Here is a 21286-nt window from a genome sequence, read left to right on the forward strand (position 1 = left end):
CGATGTGCGGCTACCGCCGCGTGGGCACGACCAGCCCCCACCGGCCCGCGGCAAACGAACGGCACCACCAGCGAAGCGCTCGGCGGACCAGGACGCGGACCCACCCGCTCCGCAGCTCCGTCCCGAGCCCGGCGATTGAGGAGCGGAGTCTTCATGTGTCAGTCGGAGGAGGTCACCCGGGCTGTCCTGGCCAGGAACGACGGCCTGGCCGCGAGCCTGCGCAGCGAACTGGCGGCGCGCGGGGTGAGCGTGGTGAACCTGCTCTCCAGCCCCGGCAGCGGCAAGACCGAACTGCTCGGCCGGGTGCTGGCCCGCGCGGGGGAGCGGGGCGTCCCCGTCGCCGCCTTCACCGCCGACCTCGCCACCGAGAACGACGCGCGACGCCTGGCCCGCTCGGGAGCGCCGGTCAAGCAGCTGCTCACCGACGGGCTGTGCCACCTGGAGGCCCGGCAGGTCCGCGGCCACCTGGAGGGCTGGCTGCCGCCGGAGACCGCGCTGCTGTTCGTGGAGAACGTCGGCAACCTGGTCTGCCCGGCCTCCTACGACCTCGGCGAGCACCTGCGGATCGTGCTCATGGCGGTGACCGAGGGCGAGGACAAGCCCTCGAAGTACCCCACCGCCTTCGGCTCCGCGCACCTGGTCGTGCTGACCAAGACCGACCTCGCGGGGCCGGCCGGCTTCGACGAGAACGCCTTCGCCGAGCACGTGCGGCGGGTCAACCCCGGGGTGGAGATCGTCCGCTCCTGCGCCCGCACCGGTGAGGGCGTCGACACGGTCCTCGACCGGGTGCTCGCCGCACGGGACGGCGCCCCCGTGCACACGCCGCCGCTCGCCCCGCACCCGCACGGTCACGTCCATGCCCCGACCGCCTCGTGACGGCGCCCGCCACGACGGCTGCCGTCCGCCGGCGCATCACGGTGCGCGGGACCGTACAGGGCGTGGGCTTCCGCCCGTACGTCCACCGCCTGGCCGCCGAACTCGCGCTCACCGGGTTCGTCGGCAACACGGCGAGCGGGGTGCTCATCGAGGTCGAGGGGGCGGCGGCCGGCGTCGCACGGTTCTGCGAGCGGCTGGCCGGCGAGCCGCCACCACTGGCCACCGTCACCGCCGTGCGCGTCGAGGAGGTGCCGGTCACCGGGGCGGACCCCGGCTTCACCATCCGCGCCACCGAGCAGTCGGCCCCGGGCCGCACCCTCCTCCCGCCCGACACCGCCACCTGCCCCGAGTGCCTGCGCGAGCTGGCCGATCCGGCCGACCGCCGGCACCGCCACCCCTTCATCACCTGCACCCACTGCGGGCCCCGCTTCACCATCGCCACCGGCATGCCGTACGACCGCGCGGTCACCACCATGTCCGGCTTCCCGATGTGCCCCGGCTGCGCCGACGAGTACGACGCCCCGGCCGACCGGCGCTTCCACGCCCAGCCCGTGGCCTGCCGGCAGTGCGGTCCCCGGCTGCGGCTGGTGCCGGCCGCGGGCAGCGGAGTGCGAGCCGCTCGCGATGGTGACGCCCTCTCACGGGCACGAGAGCTTCTCGCCGCCGGGCGGATCGTCGCCGTGAAGGGCATCGGCGGTTACCACCTGGCCTGCGACGCCTCCGACGCCCGGGCCGTCGACACCCTGCGCGCCCGCAAGGCACGGGGCGACAAGCCGTTCGCGGTGATGTGCGCGGACCTCGGCGAGGCGGAACGGATCGCCGAGATCGGGACGGCCGAGCGGGCCGCGCTCACCAGCCCCCGGCGCCCCATCGTCCTGCTCCGCCCCCGCCCCGCCGCCCGGCTCGCGCCCGGCGTCTGCCCCGGCAGCCCGCACCTCGGCGTGCTGCTGCCCTACACCCCCGTCCACACCCTCCTCCTCGGGCTCCCCGGCGACCCGCCCGGCCCCCGCGTCCTGGTCATGACCAGCGGCAACCGCTCGGGCGAGCCGATCGTCACGGACGACGACGAGGCGCAGACCCGGCTGTTCGGACTGGCCGACGCCTGGCTGGCCCACGACCGGCCCATCGCCTCGCCGTGCGACGACTCCCTGCTGCGGGTCCGCGCCGACGGCACCGAGCAGGTCCTGCGCCGCTCCCGCGGCTACGCGCCGCGCCCGCTGCGCCTGCCGGTCCCGGTGCGGCCCGCGCTGGCGGTGGGCGGCGACCTCAAGAACGCGCTGTGCGTCGGCGAGGGCGACCTGGCCTGGTTCGGGCCGCACATCGGCGACATGGGCGACCTGGCCACCCTGGAGGCGGCCGTCCGGGCGGAACGGCACGTGTACCGGCTGACCGGGGTCCGCCCCGAACTCGTCGCCGCCGACCGTCACCCGGGCTACCACTCGGCCGCCTGGGCCCGCCGCCGGGCCACCCGACTCGCCCTGGGCAAGCCGGTGTTCGTCCAGCACCACCACGCCCACATCGCCTCGGCCATGGCCGAGGCAGGCCTCGACGGCACCACACCCGTCATCGGCGTCGCCTTCGACGGCACCGGCTACGGCGACGACGCCACCGTCTGGGGCGGCGAGTTGCTCGTCGCCGACTACACCGGCTACCGGCGCCTCGCCCACCTCGCCCCGGCCCCGCTGCCCGGCGGCGACGCGGGCGTCGCCAACCCGTGCCGCACCGCACTGGCCAGGCTGTGGGCGGCCGGACTGCCCTGGGACCCCGACCTGCCCAGTGTCGCCGCCTGCACCCGCGAGGAACTCCGGCTGCTGGCAAGGCAGTTGCCGAACCAGGTCGGCTGCGTGGCCACCTCCAGCATGGGGCGCCTCTTCGACGCCGTGTCCTCCCTCGCGGGCGTGTGCCACCGTGCCGGGTACGAGGCCCAGGCCGCCCTGGAACTGGAGGCCCAGGCCTGCGCGGCCTGGGGCGAGGAGACGGCCGGATACCTCTTCGGCGACCGCTTCGACCCGGCCCCCGCGCTGCGCGCGATCATCGCCGACCTGCGGCGCGGCACCCCGGTGCCGGTGATCGCGGCCCGCTTCCACCGCGGGGTCGCCCGGGCCGTCCTGGACCTCTGCCACGGCGCACGCCGGGCCACCGGACTGACCACCGTCGCCCTCACCGGAGGCGTGTTCGCCAACGCCCTCCTCGAGGACGCGAGCACGGACCTGCTGCGCGGCGCCGGATTCACGGTCCTGCGGCACGGCGAAGTCCCGCCGAACGACGGCGGACTGGCCCTCGGGCAACTGATGGTCGCGGCCCACGGACGACGACCGGACAGCGACCGACAGCGACCGGACAGCGACCCGACGACGACCCGACGACGACCCGATGACGACCGACGTAGGGCAGTCAGCGACGAGACGGAGTGACCCATGTGTTTGGCAGTGCCCGGCAGAGTCGTGAGCATCGACCGCGCCGCCGATCCGCTCACCGGCCTGATCGACTTCGGCGGCGTGCAGAAGCAGGCGTGCCTGGAGTACGTCTCGGACGTCGAGGTCGGCGAGTACGTCATCGTCCATGTGGGCTTCGCCCTGCAGCGACTTGACGAGGAGTCGGCCCTGGCCTCCCTCAAGCTCTTCGAGGAACTGGGGCTCCTGGAGGAGGAGTTCGGCGACGCCTGGCAGCAGGCTGCCCGGCAGTCCGAGGCCGAGTCCGAGGGGAGCGAGGCCCGGTGAAGTACCTCGACGAGTTCAACGACCCGCAGCTGGCGCGCCGGCTGCTGGACGAGATCCGGGCCACCGTCACCCGGCCCTGGGCCCTGATGGAGGTGTGCGGCGGCCAGACCCACTCGATCATCCGGCACGGCATCGACCAACTCCTCCCAGAGGAGGTCGAGTTGATCCACGGGCCGGGCTGCCCGGTCTGTGTCACCCCGCTGGAGTGCATCGACAAGGCGCTGGAGATCGCCGCCCGCCCCGACGTGATCTTCTGCTCGTTCGGCGACATGCTCCGTGTCCCCGGCACCGACCGGGACCTGTTCCGGGTCAAGGGCGCGGGCGGAGACGTCCGCGTGGTCTACTCACCGCTCGACGCGCTCCAGCTGGCCCGGCGCCACCCGGACAGGCAGGTGGTGTTCTTCGCCATCGGCTTCGAGACCACCGCCCCCGCCAACGCCATGGCCGTCCACCAGGCCAAGCGCCTCGGCCTGGCCAACTTCACCCTCCTGGTCTCCCATGTCCGGGTCCCCCCGGCGATCGAGGCGATCATGACCGCCCCCGCCTGCCGGGTGCAGGGCTTCCTGGCCGCCGGGCACGTGTGCAGCGTGATGGGCATGGCCGAGTACCCCGAACTCGCCGAACGGCACCGGGTCCCCGTCGTCGTCACCGGCTTCGAACCGCTCGACATCCTGGAGGGCATCCGCCGCACGGTCGGGCAGTTGGAGCGCGGCGAGCACCGGGTGGAGAACGCCTACGCCCGTGCCGTGCGTGCCGACGGCAACCCGGCCGCGATCCGCATGATCGAGGAGGTCTTCGAGGTCACCGACCGGAACTGGCGCGGCATCGGCCGCATCCCCGGCAGCGGCTGGCGGCTGAGCGAGGCCTACCGCGACTTCGACGCCGAGCACCGCTTCGACGTCACCGGCATCCGCACCGAGGAACCAGCCGAGTGCCGAGCAGGCGAAGTCCTCCAAGGACTCATCAAACCCACCGACTGCGCGGCCTTCGGCACCACCTGCACCCCACGCACCCCGCTCGGCGCCACCATGGTCTCCAGCGAGGGCGCCTGCGCCGCCTACTACCTGTACCGCCGGATGTCCGAACCGGCGCTCCCGCGCGAGGAGATGAACCCCGTTGGCTGAGCAGACCGTCGTCGACCCCGCGAACTGGAGCTGCCCGGCGCCGATCCGCGACCAGCCGGTCGTGGTCATGGGCCACGGCGGCGGCGGCGCCCTCTCCGCCGAACTGATCGAGCAGGTCTTCGCCCCCGCCTACGGCAACGCCCTCCTCGCCCAGATGACCGACTCCGCCGTCCTCCACCTCGGCGGCGCCAGACTGGCCCTCTCCACCGACTCCTACGTCGTGCGCCCGCTGTTCTTCCCCGGCGGCTGCCTCGGCGACCTGGCCGTCAACGGCACCGTCAACGACCTGGCGATGAGCGGTGCCCGGCCCGCCTACCTCTCCGCCGCCTTCGTCCTGGAGGAGGGCGTCGAGCTGACCGTCGTCGAACGCATCGCGCGCGCCATGGGCGCGGCCGCCGAGACGGCCGGTGTCACCATCGCCACCGGCGACACCAAGGTGGTCGAGAGCGGCCACGGGGACGGGGTGTACGTCACCACCGCCGGCGTCGGCCTGGTCCCCGAGCGCGTCGACATCCGGCCGCAGCGGGCCCGGCCCGGCGACGCCGTCATCGTCAGCGGGCCGATCGGCCTGCACGGCGTCGCCGTGCTCAGCGTGCGAGAGGGGCTGGAGTTCGGCGTCGAGATCGCCAGCGACACCGCGCCGCTGGCCGACCTGGTCGCGACCATGCTGGACGTCACCCCCGACATCCACGTCCTGCGCGACCCGACCCGCGGCGGCCTGGCCGCCTCGCTCAACGAGATCGCCCGCGCCTCGGGGACCGGGGTACGGCTCGCCGAGCGCGCCGTCCCGGTACCGGAGGCGGTCGCCAACGCCTGCGGTTTCCTCGGGCTGGACCCGCTGTACGTCGCCAACGAGGGGCGGCTCGTCGCCTTCGTCCCGCCGACGGAGGCCGAGGCCGTCCTCGCCGCGATGCACGCCCATCCGCAGGGGGCGGGCGCGGCGGTCATCGGCCAGTGCGTGACCGAGCACCCCGGCATGGTGGTGGTGGCGACGGGACTGGGCGGCACCCGGGTCGTCGACCTTCCGCTCGGGGAGCAACTGCCGCGCATCTGCTGACGGTGTCCGTCGACGACGTCTGTTGACGACAGGGCGATGACCCCGCCCGTGCCCCGAGTCGTCCCGGGCACCGGCGGGGTCATTCGACCGCGGTGATCTCCAGTTCCCGGCCGCTGCGCAGCTCGGTGGAGGGACGGTCGCAGTGCGGGCACCAGAAGAACGGCGGCATTCCCACCGCGAACTCCTCGGCGCACGGCTCGCACCAGGCCCGCGCGGTCACCTGCTCGACCACGAGCCGGGCGCCGGCGAGGGCGGTGCCGTCGCGGGCCATCTCGAAGGCGAAGTCCAGGGCGTCGGGGACGACCCCGGACAGTTCGCCGACCCGGACGGTCACCGCGGAGACGTTCTCCGCGCCGTCCGCCCGGGCCCACTCGTCGGCCTGCTCGACGATCGCGGTCGCGATCGACAGTTCGTGCACGTCCGGCTCACGGATACCGGTGACCGGCGCGCGGCCCGCCGACGATCCGCCAGATCTTCATCTCGCGCATCAGGGCGGGGATCTCGGTGACGAACAGCGCCAGGAACAGCGCGCCCACCACGGCGACCTCGGCGGTCAGCACGCGCTGGGCCGCCGTTCCGGTTCTCTTGCGTTGCATCTTCATACGGGGAACTCCCTGTCGCTCTGGGTCGCTCTGTGTCATCCGGGCGGGATGTTCGGCATCACGTCCAGCAGTACGTCGTGCCGCTTCCAGTGGATGTTGGTCGAGCGCCGCGCGTCGGCGGTGCCGTCCGGGTGGTGTCCTGTCTGCTTCGTGTACGGACCCCTGTTGCCCTGGTGCATGCCGGGCACGTGGGACGGTGTGTCGGGCCGGGCCTGGGCCCGGCCGACTCGGATGCTGCCCATGGGGTTGCTCCTTCCTGTGTTGCCGTTCCTCGAAGCCGCTCGCCTCGCACGGGCGCCTGTCTCAGGGCCGCTCGGTGAGCTCCTCGAAGAAACGCTCCACGGCCGGCCACATCCGGCCGCCGCCGGACAGGCCGCGCCACTCCCGGCGGACCACGGCGAGCATGCGGAAGCAGTCGTCGACCGGGACGATCCAGTGGTGGTCCAGGCCGTGCACGGTGTTGACCAGCAGGGCCTCGACGTCGGGGGTCATGCCGGCGAGGGGAGGGCAGCCGGCGACCGCGCGCTGCCAGGCCGCCGCCGCCACCTCCCAGCGCATGGCCCCCGCCGGGCTCGGCCCCTCGGCGGTGACCGAGCCGTCGGCGCGCGGCACGAAGAAGACCAGGCCGACCGGGACCCCGAGGGCCGCGGTGTCGACCTTCGGGAGGCGGACCCGGCGGGTGGGGATCAGCCGGAACTGCCCGCCCTCGCCGCCGGTGCCCTGCCGGGTGTCGGCGAACAGCACCGAGCAGGCACGGCAGGCACAGCGGACCTCGGCCTGCCCGGTGTCGTACAGATGCGGATGCTCCCCGGCCAGCGGCTCGGCGCACAGGTCGCACACCTCCGACCCGGCCGCCGGCTGCCGGTCGGCCGAGGAACGGATGAGGCGGGCCAGGGCTCCGCCTGCGGGTGTCCGGGTGGTCACCGGGCCTCCTGCGGCCGGCGCAGGGAGGCCAGGGGGACGAAGGCGGGCGCCGGGGCCTCGGGCACCGGCTGCACGTCGGCCAGCTCGGGGGCCGCGGCGAGCACCGCCTCCCGGACGGCGTCGGTCACCTCCGTGGTACCTCCGCCGCACCCCGAGCCGCAACCGCCGCCCGTGGCCAGCCGTACCCGGCCCACCTCGCCCTCCACCCCGGCCCACTCGACGTCGCCGCCGCGCTCCTGGACGGCGGGGCGCAGCCGCTCGACCGCGCGGGCGGCCCGGTGCTCGGGCGGGTCGGGGTGGATGTCGTGCAGGACCAGGAGGTGGTCGAGGAGCTCGTCGTCGGCGAGCTGCCGGACGGCCTCGGCGTCCGCGTGGTCGAGGACGCGGGCGAGTGCCTCGCCGTAGACCTCGGTAAGCAGCCGTACCGCCTCGACGGCCGAGCCGCCGGTCGGCCCCGGAGCGGATTCCAGGCTCTCCAGCAGCGCGTCGAGCCGGGCCAGCCGGGCCTCGACCGCCGGGCCGTCGAGCCGTCCGGCGTCAGCCATGGTTCGCCCCGTACACCGGCGAGTGCGTGACGCTCAGCGTCTTGCCCTTGCCCGTGTACATGTGGACACCGCACGGCAGACAGGGGTCGAAGCTGCGGACCGTGCGCATGATGTCGACGCCCTTGAAGTCGTCCGGGCCGTTCTCCTCGAAGATCGGCTGGCCCATGACGGCGTCCTCGTACGGGCCCGGGGTGCCGAACTTGTCGCGCGGGCTGGCGTTCCACGGGGTCGGCGGGTACGGGTGGTAGTTGGCGATCTTCTTGTCCTTGATCACCAGGTGGTGCGAGAGGACCCCGCGCACGGCCTCGTGGAAGCCGCAGCCGATCGCCTCGTCCGGCACCTCGAAGTCCTCGAACACCTTGGTGTCGCCGGACCTGACCAGACCCATCGCCTCGTCCAGGAACTGCAGGGCCATGGCGGCCGCGTAGGCGACGAAGTACGGCCGGGCGCGGTCCCGTTCGAGGGTGTTGGACCACTTCGGGATCTTCCACTCCAGCGTGGTCTCCGGCAGGCTCGCCCCCTTGGGCAGCGAGATCCGCACGCTGGTGCCGGTGGCCTTGATGTACGGCGTGTCGACGATGCCGCTCAGCGCGGTCGACCAGAGCCGGGCCAGCGGGCCGCCGCCGGTGTCCAGGGCCAGGTGGTCGCCGGTGCGCTGGTCGAACCAGCGCGGGCTCATCACCCAGCTGTAGTTGCCCTCGAAGTCCCGCTTCTGCGGCACCGGGAGGGTGGTCTGGTTCCACGGGTGGCGCATGTCGACGGGGTTGCCGAGCGGGTCGTGGGTGACGAACGGGTCCTCGTTGACCCAGTCCTCGTAGAACGAGGAACCCAGCATGATCCTCAGGCCCAGGTTGATGTCGACCAGGTTGTTGGTGACCAGTTCGCCGTCGACCACGATGCCGGGGGTGACGTACATCGCCTTGCCCCAGCGGTTCATGTTCTCGTACTTGTAGTCGACCACCTTCGGGTCCTGCCAGGCGCCCCAGCAGCCGAGCAGGATGCGGCGCTTGCCGACCTCCTCGTAGCCGGGCAGCGCCTCGTAGAAGAAGTCGAAGACGTCGTCGTTCATGGCGACGGCCTTCTTGACGAAGTCGATGACGTGCATCAGCCGGCTGAGGTAGTCGGTGAACGCGGTCGGCGACGGCATGGTGCCGACACCGCCCGGATACAGCGTGGAGGGGTGCACATGGCGGCCCTCCATCAGGCAGAACATCTCGCGGGTGGTCCGGGAGACCTTCAGGGCCTCCTTGTAGACCTCGCCCTCGAAGGGGTTGAAGGCCTTCATGATGTCCGCGATGGTCCGGTAGCCGTGGATGTCACCGCGCGGTGCGTTGGTCTTCTGCGCGCGGGCCAGGACGCTCGGGTTGGTGGCCTTGACCATCTGCTCGCAGAAGTCCACGAAGACCAGGTTGTCCTGGAAGATCGTGTGGTCGAACATGTACTCGGCCGCTTCGCCGAGGTTGACGATGTGCTCGGCCAGCGGCGGCGGCTTCACGCCGTACGCCATCTGCTGGGCGTAGTCGGAGCACGTGGTGTGGTTGTCGCCGCAGATGCCGCAGATGCGGGAGGTGATGAACCCGGCGTCGCGGGGGTCCTTCCCCTTCATGAAGACGGAGTAGCCGCGGAAGAGGGAGGAGGTGCTGTGACACTCCACCACCTCCTTGTTGGCGAAGTCGATCTTCGTGTAGATGCCCAGGTTTCCGATGATCCGGGTGATCGGATCCCAGGACATGTCCACGATCTGCGCGGGCTTGCGCCCTTTCTGCCGGGCCTCTGTTGTCATCGGCGTCGCTGACCTTTGCTGTGGGGGGAGTCGGTCGGTGGGGGTGGGGGTGAGGTGTGTCAGGGGCGCCAGCGCGGGGCGTAGCCGCTGGTGAGCTTGCGCTTGTTGTGGCGCCACTTGGGTTCGTGGTTGACCAGTTCGTTGGTGAAGCCGCGCAGCCTGCGGATGACCGCCCCGTACGGCTTGATCGCGAGCGAGGAGAGGGTGCCGCCGGGCGGCTCGTCCATGAACGGCATGAATGCGTCCGGGAAGCCCGGCATGGTGCAGCCGATGCAGATGCCGCCGACGTTCGGACAGCCGCCGATGCCGGCCATCCAGCCCCGCTTGGGCACGTTGCAGTTCACGACCGGACCCCAGCAGCCCGTCTTGACCAGGCACTTGGGCGAGTTGTAGTCCGCCGCGAAGGTCGCCTGCTCGTAGTAGGCCGCGCGGTCGCAGCCCTCGTGGACGGTGCGCCCGAACAGCCACTGCGGCCGCAGCATGTGGTCCAGCGGAGGCGGGGGAGCGGTGCCGGCGGCGTGGTAGAGCACCCAGACCAGGGTCTCCATGAAGTTCTCCGGCTGGACCGGGCAGCCCGGGATGTTCACCACCGGCAGCCCGCCCTGCGATTTGTAGTCCCAGCCGAGGTAGTCCGCGAGGCCCATGGCGCCGGTCGGGTTGCCGGCCATCGCGTGGATGCCGCCGAAGGCGGCGCAGGTGCCGACGGCCACCACCGCCCAGGCCCGGGGTGCCAGTTCGTCGATCCAGTCGTTGATGGTCTGCGGCTGGCCGGTCTCCGGGTCGTTGCCGAAGGACGTCCAGTAGCCGTCGCCCTCGATGATGTTCTGGTTCGGGATGGAGCCCTCGATGACGAGGATGAACGGTTCCAGTTCGCCCCGCGCGGCCGCCCGGTACGGCGCGAGGAAGTCCTCGCCGCCGAGGCTCGGCGAGAGCACCTTGTTGACCAGGTTGACCTTCGGCATCCCCGGGATCAGGCCCAGGACCAGGTCCTCGATGGAGGGCTGGTCGGCGGCCGTCACGGAGACGGTGTCGCCGTCGCAGCTCATGCCCTCGGAGATCCAGAGGATGGTGATCTGCTCGAACCCGTGGTGTTCGCCGTCGGCTCGGCCGGGTTCGGCGGCGACGGCCGCGGTGCCGTTCTTGCTGGTGCTCATACGCTAGGCCTCCGATGGAGTGGGCCCCGGGGACGGCTCGGCAGCCGCCGCTGGATCCGGGACGTCGGTGCCCCCGAGCGGCTCGACTTCGTCGGGCCGGAAGTAGTGGAAACGGCCGTACCAGCCGTGCAGTTCGGCCGCCGGGTCGTCGTCCACGGTGACGGCGAGATGGGTGCTGCCGTCCACGTCGTGGAAGACGGCGGCCACGGTCGCGGTCCGGCCGGCCAGGAACATGTCCTGGGCGTCGGCGCCCCTGCCCCGCGGGCACAGCCGCACCGGGCTGCCGCCGCCGACCCGCACACCGTCGACCAGCACGGTGTCGGTGGCCGGGGAGAGCCCGTCGTCACCGCCCTCCTGCCACCAGGCGGGCCGGGATCCGCCACTGGCGGCTTCGCCGACCGGGCTGAGTGAGCGGATGGCGCCGTGCAGCCGCTCGAAGACCTCCGGCGGCATGGTGTCGACGCGGTCGAGGATCTCGGCGGCCCGCGGGTCGGTGGCCCGCGCCTCCCGCTTCTCCTCGTCCGTCAGCAGCATGGTGCGCAGGGTGAGGATCTCGTCGATCTCGCCGGCGTCGTGCAGATCACCCGGGCTCTCCGGCGCCACCTGCGGATGGTCCGGGAGGATGATCGGCGAGGAGAGCAGCAGGGCGGACACCGAGCCGTCCGCGGGGGCGGTGGCGGGGGGAGCGCCGCCGAGCACCGGGAAGGTGAAGTCGTTGCGGCAGTTCCGGGCGGCCTCCTGGAGGGCGGGGCCCGGGTCGATCAGGGAGACGAACTCCGCGCCCTCGACGCCGAGGAGGGTGTGGGTGGCGATGAGCGCGTGGCGCAGGGCCCGGTCGCGCGGGGCGTGCGGATCCCCCATGCGCCCTTCGTTCGCGGTGCGCACCCGGAGCCGGAGGAGACCGTCGCCGAGCCGCTCGGCCACGAGGACGGTACCCGCCCGTACCTTCTCCCGGCGCCGTACGATCCGCCCGGCGCCGGAGGGCAGCTCCGCCGTTTCGGTGCCGCCCGGGGAGCCCACCGGAAACCGGTGTTCGCCCTCGGCCAGCGCGACCGTGAACTCGGCCTCGCGGGCCACCGCCTCCTCGAAGGTCAGCTGCACGGTCCCGTCGTCGCAGCCCAGCGATTCGACCGGCCGCCCGGCGCCGTCCTCGACCTGCTTGTGCTGCACCTGCAGGTACCGCACCCGCAGCCATAGGACCGCATCCGGCCGGTGCACCCGCACCAGACACTCCGTCTGCTGGTACCAGGAGTCCGCCGAACCCGACACACCCGGGCTGACCGGACCGTCGGCCTCCACCCAGTCCCGGGGGAAGAGGACCCCGAACTGCCAGCGGGCACGATTCTTCGGCGAGGACCGCCGATAGGGGTAGAGGAGGTAGCCCTCGTAGAGCACGGCATCGGCGACGGCACTCATCTGCTCGAAGGTCGGTACGGGGCGGCCGGAGCCGTCCACCGGGGCAGTGCGGGGCGCTCTGCCGTCGACCAGTCCCTCGGCCATGCAGCCTCCTCGGATCCGTGCGCGCGCCCATACCTTCCACCACGGTCACACCGGTCACGCCCGCTCGCCTCTTCTGGCCGAGCGGCGTTGGGCCGGACGGGGGGTGGGGGTGGATGGTGCGTGGGCGTACGCCGGGTCAGCGGGCCGAGGGGCCGGTGAGGGGCGGTGAGCGGCCGTTGAGGAGACGGGTGAGGGGCCGGTCGGGGGACGGTGAGGGGCCGGTCAGGGGGCGACGAAAAGGGCGGGGAAGCGGGGCCCGAGCCAGGGCTTGCGGCCGAAGGCGAGCACCTGGCCCCGGGCCATCGCCAGCCACGGGTTGCGGCGGCCTAGGGCGATGAGGAGGAAGGCGACCGGATCGATGAGGATCGTGCAGTCCGCGCGGTCCTGCGGTTCCGGCGCCACCTCGACGGCACCGTCGGTGAGGGTGACGCCGAAGGCGCTGTCGGCTCCGCGCAGCCGGATCGTGTAGCGGGCGGTCAGGCCGGCGGTGGCCGAGCCGTCCGCCACGGCCGGCATCACCGAGAGCAGGAAGGGCATGCACCAGGCGACCCGTTCGGCGTCGACCATGTGCGGGCGCCGCAGGGCGCGGGCGAGATCGTAGCCGTGGCCGAGCATGTGGGTGAGCAGGTAGGAGGCGAGGACGGACCGGTCCATCGGGCCGAGCGGGGTCACCGGCGCCGGGCCGTCGGACGTCGCGGCCAGCGCGTCGGTGCAGCGCTCCGCCTGCTCGGTGATCATCGCCGCGAGCGGCGCGGCCCGGCGTTCCCCGAACGCGGCCAGCGACTCGGTGTTGGCCGCCGCCAGGCTCTGCGGCGTGCCGTCCCCGTACGGGCGTTCCCGGCCCTGGGCGAGGTCGGCCATCAGTTCGTTGGCCAGCGCCAGATGGGCCGCCGCCTCGCCGACCGTCCACTGCGATCCCGGTACGGCGCCGCTTGTGTCGGCGACGCCGTCGAGCACGGCCGTGATGTCGGCGGCGGTCTGCCGTATCGCCTGCCCGAGCCCTGTGGGCAACGCCCCTCGGGCGTCCTGCCCTGCCGCCTGATCCACGCTGGTCACCCCTGTTCTGTCGCGCGGAACCCAATCAGACGTACGGGCGCACCACAACCCCCGCGGCGATCACCGTGCCCCGAGCCCCCGCAGGAAGGTGTCGACGACCGTGTCGGCGGCCTGGGCCGCACTGAGTTCGGGCAACTGCTGCGACGCCAGATGCATGAGCTGCGGCAGCAGTGAACTGGCCCAGGAGAGGGGGAGGTCGTCGCGGAGCAGCCCCTCGTCGGTGGCCCGCCGCAGGAATCCGTCGACCTCCCGGACCAGGGCGTCGCGCCGCTCCCGGATCGTGTCGTCGGCCTTCAGCCGGGTGAGCTCCACCGGCCACTTGCGATTGACGCCGATGATCTCCTCGACGTACCGGTGCAGCGCCACGGCGACCGGGGCCTCCCGCAGCCTGGCGTGCTCGACGGCCCGCTCGACCGCGTCGTACCGCGCCTCGTAGACGGCCGCCAGCAGCTCGTCGCGGGATGCGAACCGCCGGTAGACGGTACGCCGGTCGACACCGGCCTCGGCGGCGATCGCGGCGATGCTCGCGCCCGGGTCGGCGGCGAGCATACGGGCCCCGGTCGTCAGGACGGCTTCCAGATTGCGCGCTGCGTCGGCTCTCACGCGCCGAGCATAGCCGCGGATGTGGAGCCTGCCACACCTACTGGCACATCAATGAGTCGACACCAGCTGTAAGTGCTACATTGATGTGGCAGATAGCGACGACAGCGGACAGCGCGGCGGACGGCAAGACCGGTTAGCCCGGTTCGCTCGGATCCCCAGGAGAGGGCACATGATCACTTACGACCGTCTGTACATCGCGGGCTCCTGGACGGCGCCCAGCGACCCGGAACTGCTCGACATCCGCTCACCCCACGACCAGGCCGTCATCGGCCGTGCCGCCCAGGCCCGGCCCGCCGACGTCGACCGCGCCGTGGCCGCCGCGCGGACCGCCTTCGACGAGGGCCCCTGGCCGCGGACGACCCCGGCGGAGCGCATCGCCGTCATACGGCGGCTGAACGCCCTGCGTGAGGCCGACGCCGAGCGGATCGCCGACCTCGTCTCGGCCGAGAACGGCTCGGCCCGCTGGTTCACCCGGGCCGGTCAGCCGGGGCTCACCCGGCAGGCCGAGGCCTACCTCGGGGCGGCGGAGGGGTTCGGCTGGGAGGAGACGCTGGAGTCCGCCTCCTCGGTACGGACCGTGGTGCGCCGTGAGCCCGTCGGTGTCGTGGCCGCCGTCATCCCCTGGAACTCCCCGTTCTCGGCGGCCATGGCGAAGATCATCCCCGCGCTGCTGGCCGGGAACACGGTCGTCCTGAAGGTGTCGCCGGAGAACTCGCTGAGCATGGGGCTGCTCGCGGAGCTGCTGGAGCGGACCGGGTTGCCGGAAGGCGTGATCAGCGTGGTCCCCGCCGACCGCGCGACCAGTGAGTACCTGGTCTCGCACCGCGGCATCGACAAGATCGCGTTCACCGGCTCGACCCGGGCCGGCCGCAGGGTCGCGGCCATCGCGGGGGAGCAGCTGAAGCGGGTCAGCCTGGAGCTGGGCGGCAAGTCGGCCGCGGTCATCCTGCCGGACGCCGACCTCGACCGGGCGGTGCAGGGGCTGAAGTTCGCCTCTCTCCTCAACAACGGCGAGTCGTGCATCGCCCAGACCCGCGTCCTCGCCCCGCGCAGCCGGTACGAAGAGGTCGTCACCGCGCTCAAGGACCTCGTGGAGTCGCTCAAGGTCGGCGACCCGGCCGACCCCGACACCTTCATCGGCCCGATGGTCCGCCGGGACCAGCAGCAGCGCGTGCGCGACTACATCGAACTCGGCATCGCGGAGGGCGCCCGGCTCGTCACCGGCGGCCCCCAGGTCCCGCCGGGGCTGGAGAGCGGGAACTACGTCACCCCGACCGTCTTCGCCGACGTCGACAACTCCCTGCGGATCGCCCGGGAGGAGATCTTCGGCCCGGTCCTCGTGGTCATCGCCTACGACGACGAGGACGACGCCGTACGGATCGCCAACGACTCCGAGTACGGCCTCTCGGGCGGCGTGTGGTCCGCCGACGAGACCCACGCCCTAGAGGTCGCCCGCCGACTGCGCACCGGCACGGTCACCGTCAACGGCGCACCCATCTCCTTCGACGGCCCGTTCGGCGGCCACAAGGCCAGCGGCATCGGCCGCGAGTACGGCGCGGCGGGGCTTGCCCAGTATGTGGAGTACAAGTCGGTGACGCTGCCGGCGTCCGGAGCCTGACCTGGAACGTTGCCGGGCTGGTCGGACGCTCTGACATCTCGTCGGCAACTCGCGCGATGTCCCTGGATGTTCGGGGTTTTCCCGGGACTTCCCGCTCGGGTGTGCACTGCTTCCGAAGACCCGGGCGACGGGGGACCGGCGATGCACACGGTCGGTTCGGACGCTTCCGCGACAGCGGCGGCGAGCTCTTCCTCATCCGTCGCCGGGCGTCGACATCGGCGCCCGGGAGGTCGGCCGGCGCTGATTCAGAGCCGTTCTCCGTATTGTTCTGCGGTCTGCTGACCTTTCTTCCGGGTGTGGTTTCGGGTGCGTGGATTTCCCGGGCGAGAGTCCTCCCAGGGAAAGGGTGACTGCCATTTGATTCGATAGTTGTGCATTGTGCAGATGGAAAGGGCCGCGTATTTCGGTTGCTTACGCGCCCGAGGCGACCGCCCCTCTACGCAGCCGAGTTGGCGTCGGCGGCCGTCACCACGGGAGCCGCGGGGAGCTCCGTGTCCTGACACGTCCTCGTCGTTCTCCGGTCGCGGCGGCGGAGGACGCCAGCCCAGAGGGTCGAGAGCGCCGCGGTCGTGACGAGTACCAGGAGCAGCTGGGAGGTGTGGGAACCGGCGCTGTCCGCGGCGCGGGCGACCGGGTTGGGATCGCCGAGGCGGTCGAACAGCCAGCCCAGGGCGGCAACGGCGGTGAGAGTCGCGCAGGTGCTGCGCAGGGCCGACCGCCGGGGGAGCCGGGACAGCAGGAGCAGGCTCGGCAGCGCGAGGACGACGAGCAGGAGCTGCACCGCCTCGATACCGAGGTTGAACCCCGCGAGACTGAGGGCCAGTTGGGAGCGGGAGAGGTTCATCTCGGCCAGGGTGAGGGAGAACGCCAGGCCGTGCCCGAGTCCGAACACTCCGGCGACGACGGCCTCGTGCCCCGGGAAGAGCGGCCGCATGGCGTGGACCGCGCCGACGAGGATGCTCAGGGCGATGAACACCTCCACGGGTTGGGCCGGGATGTCCAGGCGGCCGAAGGCGCTCAGGGCGAGCGCGAGGGAGTGCCCGACGGTGAAGGCGAGGGTGGTGCGGGCGATGCGGCCCACGGCGGTCCGGGCACCGACCGTCCCGCGCCAGCGCTTCTGGTCGGTGCGCATCGTCGCGGGCAGCAGGAGGATGAGCAGGAAGAGCAGGTGGTCGGTGCCTTCGAGGATGTGGGTGGCGCCGAGCCGGAACATGGCGTACGTCCCGCTCCAGGCGCTGCCCTTCTCCAGGTCGACGGTGAGGTTCGGGACGGTCATGTTCCGGGTGTTGATCCGGATGACGCCCACTTGGGTGGCGGTGTCCCGGCCGGTGCCGGACACCTGGCCGGTGGCCCAGTCCTGACGGACGGAGACCAGGGCGACGTGGGTGACGACCTGGTGGACGATCGCGTCGTAGCCGAGGAGGAAGTGGCGTGGATCCCCGCCGGACGGCGGCGTGAGCGTGGCGTGGACGGTCAGTTCGCGGTAGGTGCCGGTGGAGGTCTGCTGCGCCCTGCCCAGCGCGATGTCCCCGAAGGCGACCGCCCACGCCTTGCCCTTGACGGTGGCGGGGTGCAGGTGCGCGGCCAGATAGGTGCGGATCGCGGAGGTCCTAGCCGGCAGCTCGGCCTTGGTGGTCTCGTCCAGCTCGATACCGCTGGCCCGGGAGAAGTCACCGACCGGAAGCTCCAGTTCGGCCGAGACCGAGGTCTCGTGCACGTCGAGCAGGAGCACCGAGTGAGGCATGGGATGCGCCACGGCCGGCGGCGCTGCCAGAAGCAGCGCCGCCATCACCGCTACCGCGACCCCTGCCATCATGCGCAGTGCTGATGACGGTGAAGTCGGCGGACGGTTCATCAGAACGAGAACTCCCCTCCGTAGTCGGTGTTGTGGTCGCGGTAGACGGAGTGGTAGTGGATCTGGCTCGTGTAGACCACGCCGTCCTGGCAGACGAACTCGATCCAGACCCCCGGTCCGTCGATGCGCACGTAGTCGCCCTGGGTGTCCAGCGCGGTGGTGCCGGAGTACGAGATGTAGGTCTCGTCGAGTTCCGACTTGTACGTGCTCAGCGTCGAAGCGGCGGTCGTGTCGTCCGCGACGTCGACCCATGGCTCGATGGCGTCCAGCACCGACTGCTGCTGGGCGTCGGTCAGATCGCCGACCGAGAGGCCTTCCTTGGTCGTCGGGAAGGCGCCGTCGTCGTCCGGGCCGAGCAGCACGTCGCTGAACGACTCGGAGAGTTTCGCCTCGGCCAGCTCGTCCGAGCTCAGGCTGTCGACCATCGCGAGCATCGCGTCGCGCATTCCGTCCAGGGGGGCGTACGAGGTGCCGTCGTCCGCCGTCCAGCTGGACGGTTCCACGCCGACGAAGAACGGGGTGGTGCCCTCGACCGCGCCGTCCTTGTAGGTGAGGTTCACCGCGAGGTGGTGGCCGCCGAAGTGCAGCTGCCAGGTGCCGTCGGTGCTCGGGGTGCCGAGGAACGCCAGGTAGTAGTTGCCGCTGCCGTAGCCGCTGGCGGTCTCGCCGAGCTTGTCGTCGGCCGCCAGGATCTGGGTGATCTGGTCGTACCCGGTGTCCGCGGTGGTGCCGGCCGCCGCCTTCAGCACCGCCTTGGCCGCGGTCAGCTGGGTGTCGCTGAGCGTGCTCAGCTCGATGCCGACCCGGCAGGTGGAGCCGCACGGGAGATTGGACCAGGCGGTGGCGTTGGCCTCCGTGAAGTCGAGGAGCACGTCGGACTGCTGGTCGCTGTCCAGGGTGTCCACGAACGCTTCGGCGGCGTCGACCACGTCCGAGACACTCGAGTCCGCCGTGGTCGCGGCGGTGGTCGCGGCCGCCGAGGCCTGCGAGGCCTGGGGCGTGGCACGCTCCTGGACGGACGCGGCGTTCGCGGTGGCGTACACCGCGCCCAGCAGCGCGGCGGATGCGGCGGCCACGGCCACGATCGCCTTCCGACGCCTGCCCTGCGACCTGCGGTGTGTGTTTTGCGTCTGCAATTCAAGACTCCCTTCCGGGAGGAAATCGGCAGAGCTTCCCCAAGGAATTGATGACAAGCGGGTTTCGGGAAATCCTGCCGCACTGGATTGGTGTGGAGGATCACACCGCCCAGTGCTGTGGTCCGCATGAACAAGTTCTCTGTCCGAGGCGTGACTGACTGTCAACTTCCTTAAGGCGCAGGTAAAGTGGGGTGCCGGAGCGGAGCCGGCGGGAGAAGTCGCCAGGGGCGCACCGTGACGTCCTGCCCGGTGGCGGCGGGGCGCCCGGACCGGGCACAGCGGTCCCACAGCTCGCAGTGGAATCGTCGCGGCATGACCGCAGCTGCTGTGACCCGTGGAGGCCGCGTTCGGGTGCTCATCGTGGACGACGAGCCCGAGCTCACCGAGTTGTTGTCCGCGGCGGTGGCCGAAGCGGGATGGCGTCCCTTCGCGGCGCGGGACGGTCGCGGCGCGCTGCGCATCGCGCGGACCTGCGCGCCCCACGTCGTCGTACTCGACGGGATGCTTCCCGACCTCGACGGGGTCAAGGTGCTGCGGCAGTTGCGGCGGGAGAACCGGAAGCTGCCGGTGCTGATGCTCACCGCCCGGGACGCGTTGGAGCACCGGCTCGACGGACTCTCCGCCGGTGCCGACGACTACGTGACCAAGCCGTTCTCGCTGGAGGAGGTCATGCTCCGGCTGCGCGGTCTGCTGCGCCGGGTCGGTGGGGAGGAGGCCCCGGACAACGGGTCCGTCCGGATGCTGGGCGACCTCGTGGTCACCGCGCGCTCGCGTGAGGTGCAGCGCGGCGGGGAGCAGGTCCAGCTCACGGCCAAGGAGTTCGACCTGCTGTGGTTCCTCATGCGCCACCCGCACCAGGTGCTGAGCAAGGCGCAGATCCTCGACCACGTGTGGAACGCCGGGTTCGACGGCGAGGGAAACCTGGTCGAGGTCTATGTCCACAGTCTGCGCTCGAAGATCGACAAGGGGCGGGGGCGGATGATCCACACGGTGCGCGGAGTCGGTTATGCGATCAAGGCCACGGAGTAAGGACATCGCGACGCACGACGGCACCCGCGGACGGGGGCGTTCGCTCCGGGCCCGGCTGGTGTTCTTCATCTCCGTGACCATGGTCGTCGTGTGCGGGGTCATGGCGCTCACCACGGTCGTCGTGCAACGCGTCTACCTGCTGGGGGACCTGGACCAGCGGGTCACCGACGCGGCCGCGCGCAGCCAGGGCGGACTGCAGCGCAGGCCGGGCGGCGCCACCGATCTCGGGTTCCTCAACGAACGCGGACAGCCGGTCGGCACACTCGCCGCCCGCTTCGACGACAGCGGAGGCGTGCTCGCCGCCGAGGTGGTCACCGGGGACGGCCGTCAGCGGGTCCTGACGGCCGCCCAGCGGGAGGCCCTCGCCGGAATCACCGCCGACGGCGCCCTGCACACCCGTACCGTTCCGGGCCTCGGCACCTACCGGCTGACCGCACTCGCCGGCGACGGCGTCCCGGTGCTGGCCGGGCTCCCCATGGGCGACGTACAGCGCATGATCGACGGCCTTGTCCTGGCCGAGGCCGTGATCGCCGCTCTCGGACTCGCCGCGGCCGCCGGTGTCTCGGCGGTGGTGATCAGGCGCCAGCTGCGCCCGCTGGGGCGGGTCGCGGCCACCGCGGTCGAGGTGGCGCGCGTGCCGCTGGACCGCGGCGAGGTGGGCGCGCTGACCCGCGTCCCCGGCCCGGACACCGACCCGGGCACGGAGGCCGGACAGGTCGGGGACGCGCTCAACCGGCTGATCGACCACGTCGAGTACTCGCTCGCCGAACGCCAGCGTGTCGAGGACGGCATGCGGCGTTTCCTCGCCGACGCGAGCCACGAGCTGCGCACACCGCTCGCCTCGATCGCGGGGTACGCGGAACTCATGAACCGCGGGAACGAGCGTATCGAGCCCGGGCTGGCCTGGCGTCGTGTCTCCGCCCAGTCGGCCCGTATGTCGGGGCTGGTCGAGGACCTGCTGATGCTCGCCCGCCTCGATGAGGGACGACCCCTGCAGCTGACGGACGTGAACCTCGCGACCCTGGTGGCGGAGGCGGTGTGGGACGCGCGGGCGGTCGGTGTCGACCACGAGTGGCAGCTCTCCCTGCGCCTCGACGCGCCCGCGACGGTCGTCGGCGACCAGGCCCGGCTGCATCAGGTGGTGGCCAACCTGCTGGCCAACGCACGTGTGCACACGCCGGCGGGCACCAAGGTCACCGTCGTCGTGGAAGCCACCGAGGCGGGCTGTGTGATCCGCGTCCAGGACGACGGCCCGGGGATCCCCGCGGACCTGCTGCCCTCGGTCTTCGAACGCTTCACCCGTGCCGACGCCTCCCGCACGCGGGCCACCGGCGGCTCCGGCCTGGGGCTGGCCATCGCGGCCGCGATCACCCAGGCGCACGGCGGGCACATCGGGGTCGAAAGCGCGTCGGGGGGTACGGAGTTCTCCGTGCGGCTGCCCGCGACGCGTACTTCTTCGCGCGCCACCTCCGCTGCCGTCGGCCGCTGACTGCTCTCGTGGCCGGGCGGCGCCGCGGCGTCGGCTCGCGTGGGCCTGACGAACTCTCAGCGTCCCCACAGATGCGCAGGTCAGAGCTTTGTCAGCGCCCGATTCGGGCAGCTTGGCCGCTCTTGCGACTAAGGCCTGGCTAAGGTCGGGGTCCCAGAGTCGTGATTCCACGGCCGTTCACCAGGGACGTGCCACGACGAAGGGACTCAGCGACG

The 21286-nt window shown here is 72.0% G+C and carries 20 protein-coding genes; 8 read left to right on the forward strand and 12 right to left on the reverse strand.

The window, feature by feature from the left end; all coding sequences use genetic code 11:
* The first annotated feature begins 153 nt into the window (after positions 1 to 153).
* The 5 genes from hypB (at position 154) to hypE (ending at position 5777) form a co-directional block, all read left to right on the forward strand.
* Positions 154 to 876, forward strand: a complete 723-nt coding sequence (hypB, locus tag ACFWPQ_RS16265; protein ID WP_384034212.1) for a hydrogenase nickel incorporation protein HypB — start codon at positions 154 to 156, stop codon at positions 874 to 876.
* Positions 873 to 3290: a carbamoyltransferase HypF gene (hypF, locus tag ACFWPQ_RS16270; RefSeq protein WP_384034214.1), complete on the forward strand. Its 2418-nt coding sequence runs from the start codon at positions 873 to 875 to the stop codon at positions 3288 to 3290. Before hypB ends, hypF begins: the two co-directional genes overlap by 4 nt.
* A 3-nt stretch (positions 3291 to 3293) precedes the next feature.
* Entirely contained in the window at positions 3294 to 3596 is a 303-nt protein-coding gene (locus ACFWPQ_RS16275; RefSeq protein ID WP_384034217.1) for a HypC/HybG/HupF family hydrogenase formation chaperone, read from the forward strand.
* Positions 3593 to 4720, forward strand: coding sequence for a hydrogenase formation protein HypD (hypD, locus tag ACFWPQ_RS16280; RefSeq protein WP_384034220.1), 1128 nt, complete (start codon positions 3593 to 3595; stop codon positions 4718 to 4720). The genes ACFWPQ_RS16275 and hypD overlap by 4 nt, the downstream gene beginning before the upstream one ends.
* Positions 4721 to 4787: 67 nt before the next feature.
* Positions 4788 to 5777, forward strand: coding sequence for a hydrogenase expression/formation protein HypE (gene hypE, locus ACFWPQ_RS16285; RefSeq protein WP_384034407.1), 990 nt, complete (start codon positions 4788 to 4790; stop codon positions 5775 to 5777).
* 79 nt (positions 5778 to 5856) lie between these two features.
* Here hypE and hypA read toward each other — a convergent pair whose 3' ends face one another.
* From hypA to ACFWPQ_RS16335, 10 genes are all read right to left on the reverse strand, one after another.
* Positions 5857 to 6195 (reverse strand): hydrogenase maturation nickel metallochaperone HypA, encoded by a 339-nt coding sequence (hypA, locus tag ACFWPQ_RS16290; RefSeq protein WP_384034223.1) that lies wholly within the window; start codon positions 6193 to 6195, stop codon positions 5857 to 5859.
* A gap of 7 nt (positions 6196 to 6202) precedes the next feature.
* Positions 6203 to 6379 (reverse strand): hypothetical protein, encoded by a 177-nt coding sequence (locus ACFWPQ_RS16295; RefSeq protein WP_384034226.1) that lies wholly within the window; start codon positions 6377 to 6379, stop codon positions 6203 to 6205.
* 35 nt (positions 6380 to 6414) lie between these two features.
* Entirely contained in the window at positions 6415 to 6621 is a 207-nt protein-coding gene (locus ACFWPQ_RS16300; protein ID WP_093506980.1) for a hypothetical protein, read from the reverse strand.
* A gap of 61 nt (positions 6622 to 6682) precedes the next feature.
* A complete protein-coding gene (locus ACFWPQ_RS16305; RefSeq protein ID WP_384034229.1) occupies positions 6683 to 7303 on the reverse strand; it encodes a DUF5947 family protein in 621 nt (206 codons plus the stop codon).
* Positions 7300 to 7848, reverse strand: coding sequence for a NifU family protein (locus ACFWPQ_RS16310; protein WP_384034232.1), 549 nt, complete (start codon positions 7846 to 7848; stop codon positions 7300 to 7302). Before ACFWPQ_RS16310 ends, ACFWPQ_RS16305 begins: the two co-directional genes overlap by 4 nt.
* Positions 7841 to 9631: a nickel-dependent hydrogenase large subunit gene (locus tag ACFWPQ_RS16315; protein ID WP_361287668.1), complete on the reverse strand. Its 1791-nt coding sequence runs from the start codon at positions 9629 to 9631 to the stop codon at positions 7841 to 7843. The genes ACFWPQ_RS16310 and ACFWPQ_RS16315 overlap by 8 nt, the downstream gene beginning before the upstream one ends.
* Before the next feature lie 59 nt (positions 9632 to 9690).
* Positions 9691 to 10785: a hydrogenase expression protein HypE gene (locus tag ACFWPQ_RS16320; protein WP_384034235.1), complete on the reverse strand. Its 1095-nt coding sequence runs from the start codon at positions 10783 to 10785 to the stop codon at positions 9691 to 9693.
* A 3-nt stretch (positions 10786 to 10788) separates the two neighbouring features.
* The gene (locus ACFWPQ_RS16325; protein ID WP_384034238.1) at positions 10789 to 12285 is read right to left on the reverse strand and encodes a hypothetical protein; all 1497 of its coding nucleotides are present in this window, start codon (positions 12283 to 12285) and stop codon (positions 10789 to 10791) included.
* A 222-nt stretch (positions 12286 to 12507) separates the two neighbouring features.
* Positions 12508 to 13332 (reverse strand): maleylpyruvate isomerase family mycothiol-dependent enzyme, encoded by an 825-nt coding sequence (locus ACFWPQ_RS16330; RefSeq protein ID WP_384034241.1) that lies wholly within the window; start codon positions 13330 to 13332, stop codon positions 12508 to 12510.
* Positions 13333 to 13401: 69 nt separating this feature from the next.
* A complete protein-coding gene (locus ACFWPQ_RS16335; RefSeq protein ID WP_384034410.1) occupies positions 13402 to 13890 on the reverse strand; it encodes a TetR/AcrR family transcriptional regulator in 489 nt (162 codons plus the stop codon).
* Between the two features lie 223 nt (positions 13891 to 14113).
* On the opposite strand from ACFWPQ_RS16335, the gene ACFWPQ_RS16340 reads away from it, so the two are divergent.
* On the forward strand, positions 14114 to 15562 hold the full coding sequence (locus ACFWPQ_RS16340; protein ID WP_384034244.1) for an aldehyde dehydrogenase: 1449 nt from the start codon (positions 14114 to 14116) through the stop codon (positions 15560 to 15562).
* A gap of 436 nt (positions 15563 to 15998) precedes the next feature.
* Here the strand turns inward: ACFWPQ_RS16340 and ACFWPQ_RS16345 are convergent, their stop codons facing one another.
* Both ACFWPQ_RS16345 and ACFWPQ_RS16350 read right to left on the reverse strand, forming a co-directional pair.
* Complete coding sequence (locus ACFWPQ_RS16345; RefSeq protein WP_384034247.1) at positions 15999 to 17306, reverse strand: HupE/UreJ family protein; 1308 nt, start codon at positions 17304 to 17306, stop codon at positions 15999 to 16001.
* Between the two features lie 110 nt (positions 17307 to 17416).
* The gene (locus ACFWPQ_RS16350) at positions 17417 to 18493 is read right to left on the reverse strand and encodes a DUF3500 domain-containing protein (RefSeq protein ID WP_384034250.1); all 1077 of its coding nucleotides are present in this window, start codon (positions 18491 to 18493) and stop codon (positions 17417 to 17419) included.
* A gap of 372 nt (positions 18494 to 18865) precedes the next feature.
* On the opposite strand from ACFWPQ_RS16350, the gene ACFWPQ_RS16355 reads away from it, so the two are divergent.
* Positions 18866 to 19582: a response regulator transcription factor gene (locus tag ACFWPQ_RS16355; protein WP_384034253.1), complete on the forward strand. Its 717-nt coding sequence runs from the start codon at positions 18866 to 18868 to the stop codon at positions 19580 to 19582.
* Positions 19560 to 21071 (forward strand): sensor histidine kinase, encoded by a 1512-nt coding sequence (locus ACFWPQ_RS16360; protein WP_384034255.1) that lies wholly within the window; start codon positions 19560 to 19562, stop codon positions 21069 to 21071. The genes ACFWPQ_RS16355 and ACFWPQ_RS16360 overlap by 23 nt, the downstream gene beginning before the upstream one ends.
* Positions 21072 to 21286: the final 215 nt, after the last annotated feature.

Source organism: Streptomyces sp. NPDC058464, from assembly GCF_042721035.1.
GTDB lineage: Bacteria > Actinomycetota > Actinomycetes > Streptomycetales > Streptomycetaceae > Streptomyces.

What these genes read in the sequence shown, in the direction of transcription:
- hypB (WP_384034212.1), top strand. Translation starts at nt 154, where the DNA reads ATGTGTCAGTCGGAGGAGGTCACCCGGGCTGTCCTGGCCAGGAACGAC.
- ACFWPQ_RS16275 (WP_384034217.1), top strand. Translation starts at nt 3,294, where the DNA reads ATGTGTTTGGCAGTGCCCGGCAGAGTCGTGAGCATCGACCGCGCCGCC.
- hypE (WP_384034407.1), top strand. Translation starts at nt 4,788, where the DNA reads ATGGGCCACGGCGGCGGCGGCGCCCTCTCCGCCGAACTGATCGAGCAG.
- ACFWPQ_RS16295 (WP_384034226.1), bottom strand. Translation starts at nt 6,379, where the DNA reads ATGAAGATGCAACGCAAGAGAACCGGAACGGCGGCCCAGCGCGTGCTG.
- ACFWPQ_RS16300 (WP_093506980.1), bottom strand. Translation starts at nt 6,621, where the DNA reads ATGGGCAGCATCCGAGTCGGCCGGGCCCAGGCCCGGCCCGACACACCG.
- ACFWPQ_RS16310 (WP_384034232.1), bottom strand. Translation starts at nt 7,848, where the DNA reads ATGGCTGACGCCGGACGGCTCGACGGCCCGGCGGTCGAGGCCCGGCTG.
- ACFWPQ_RS16315 (WP_361287668.1), bottom strand. Translation starts at nt 9,631, where the DNA reads ATGACAACAGAGGCCCGGCAGAAAGGGCGCAAGCCCGCGCAGATCGTG.
- ACFWPQ_RS16320 (WP_384034235.1), bottom strand. Translation starts at nt 10,785, where the DNA reads ATGAGCACCAGCAAGAACGGCACCGCGGCCGTCGCCGCCGAACCCGGC.
- ACFWPQ_RS16325 (WP_384034238.1), bottom strand. Translation starts at nt 12,285, where the DNA reads ATGGCCGAGGGACTGGTCGACGGCAGAGCGCCCCGCACTGCCCCGGTG.
- ACFWPQ_RS16335 (WP_384034410.1), bottom strand. Translation starts at nt 13,890, where the DNA reads ATGCTCGCCGCCGACCCGGGCGCGAGCATCGCCGCGATCGCCGCCGAG.
- ACFWPQ_RS16340 (WP_384034244.1), top strand. Translation starts at nt 14,114, where the DNA reads ATGATCACTTACGACCGTCTGTACATCGCGGGCTCCTGGACGGCGCCC.
- ACFWPQ_RS16345 (WP_384034247.1), bottom strand. Translation starts at nt 17,306, where the DNA reads ATGCCTCACTCGGTGCTCCTGCTCGACGTGCACGAGACCTCGGTCTCG.
- ACFWPQ_RS16355 (WP_384034253.1), top strand. Translation starts at nt 18,866, where the DNA reads ATGACCGCAGCTGCTGTGACCCGTGGAGGCCGCGTTCGGGTGCTCATC.
- ACFWPQ_RS16360 (WP_384034255.1), top strand. Translation starts at nt 19,560, where the DNA reads ATGCGATCAAGGCCACGGAGTAAGGACATCGCGACGCACGACGGCACC.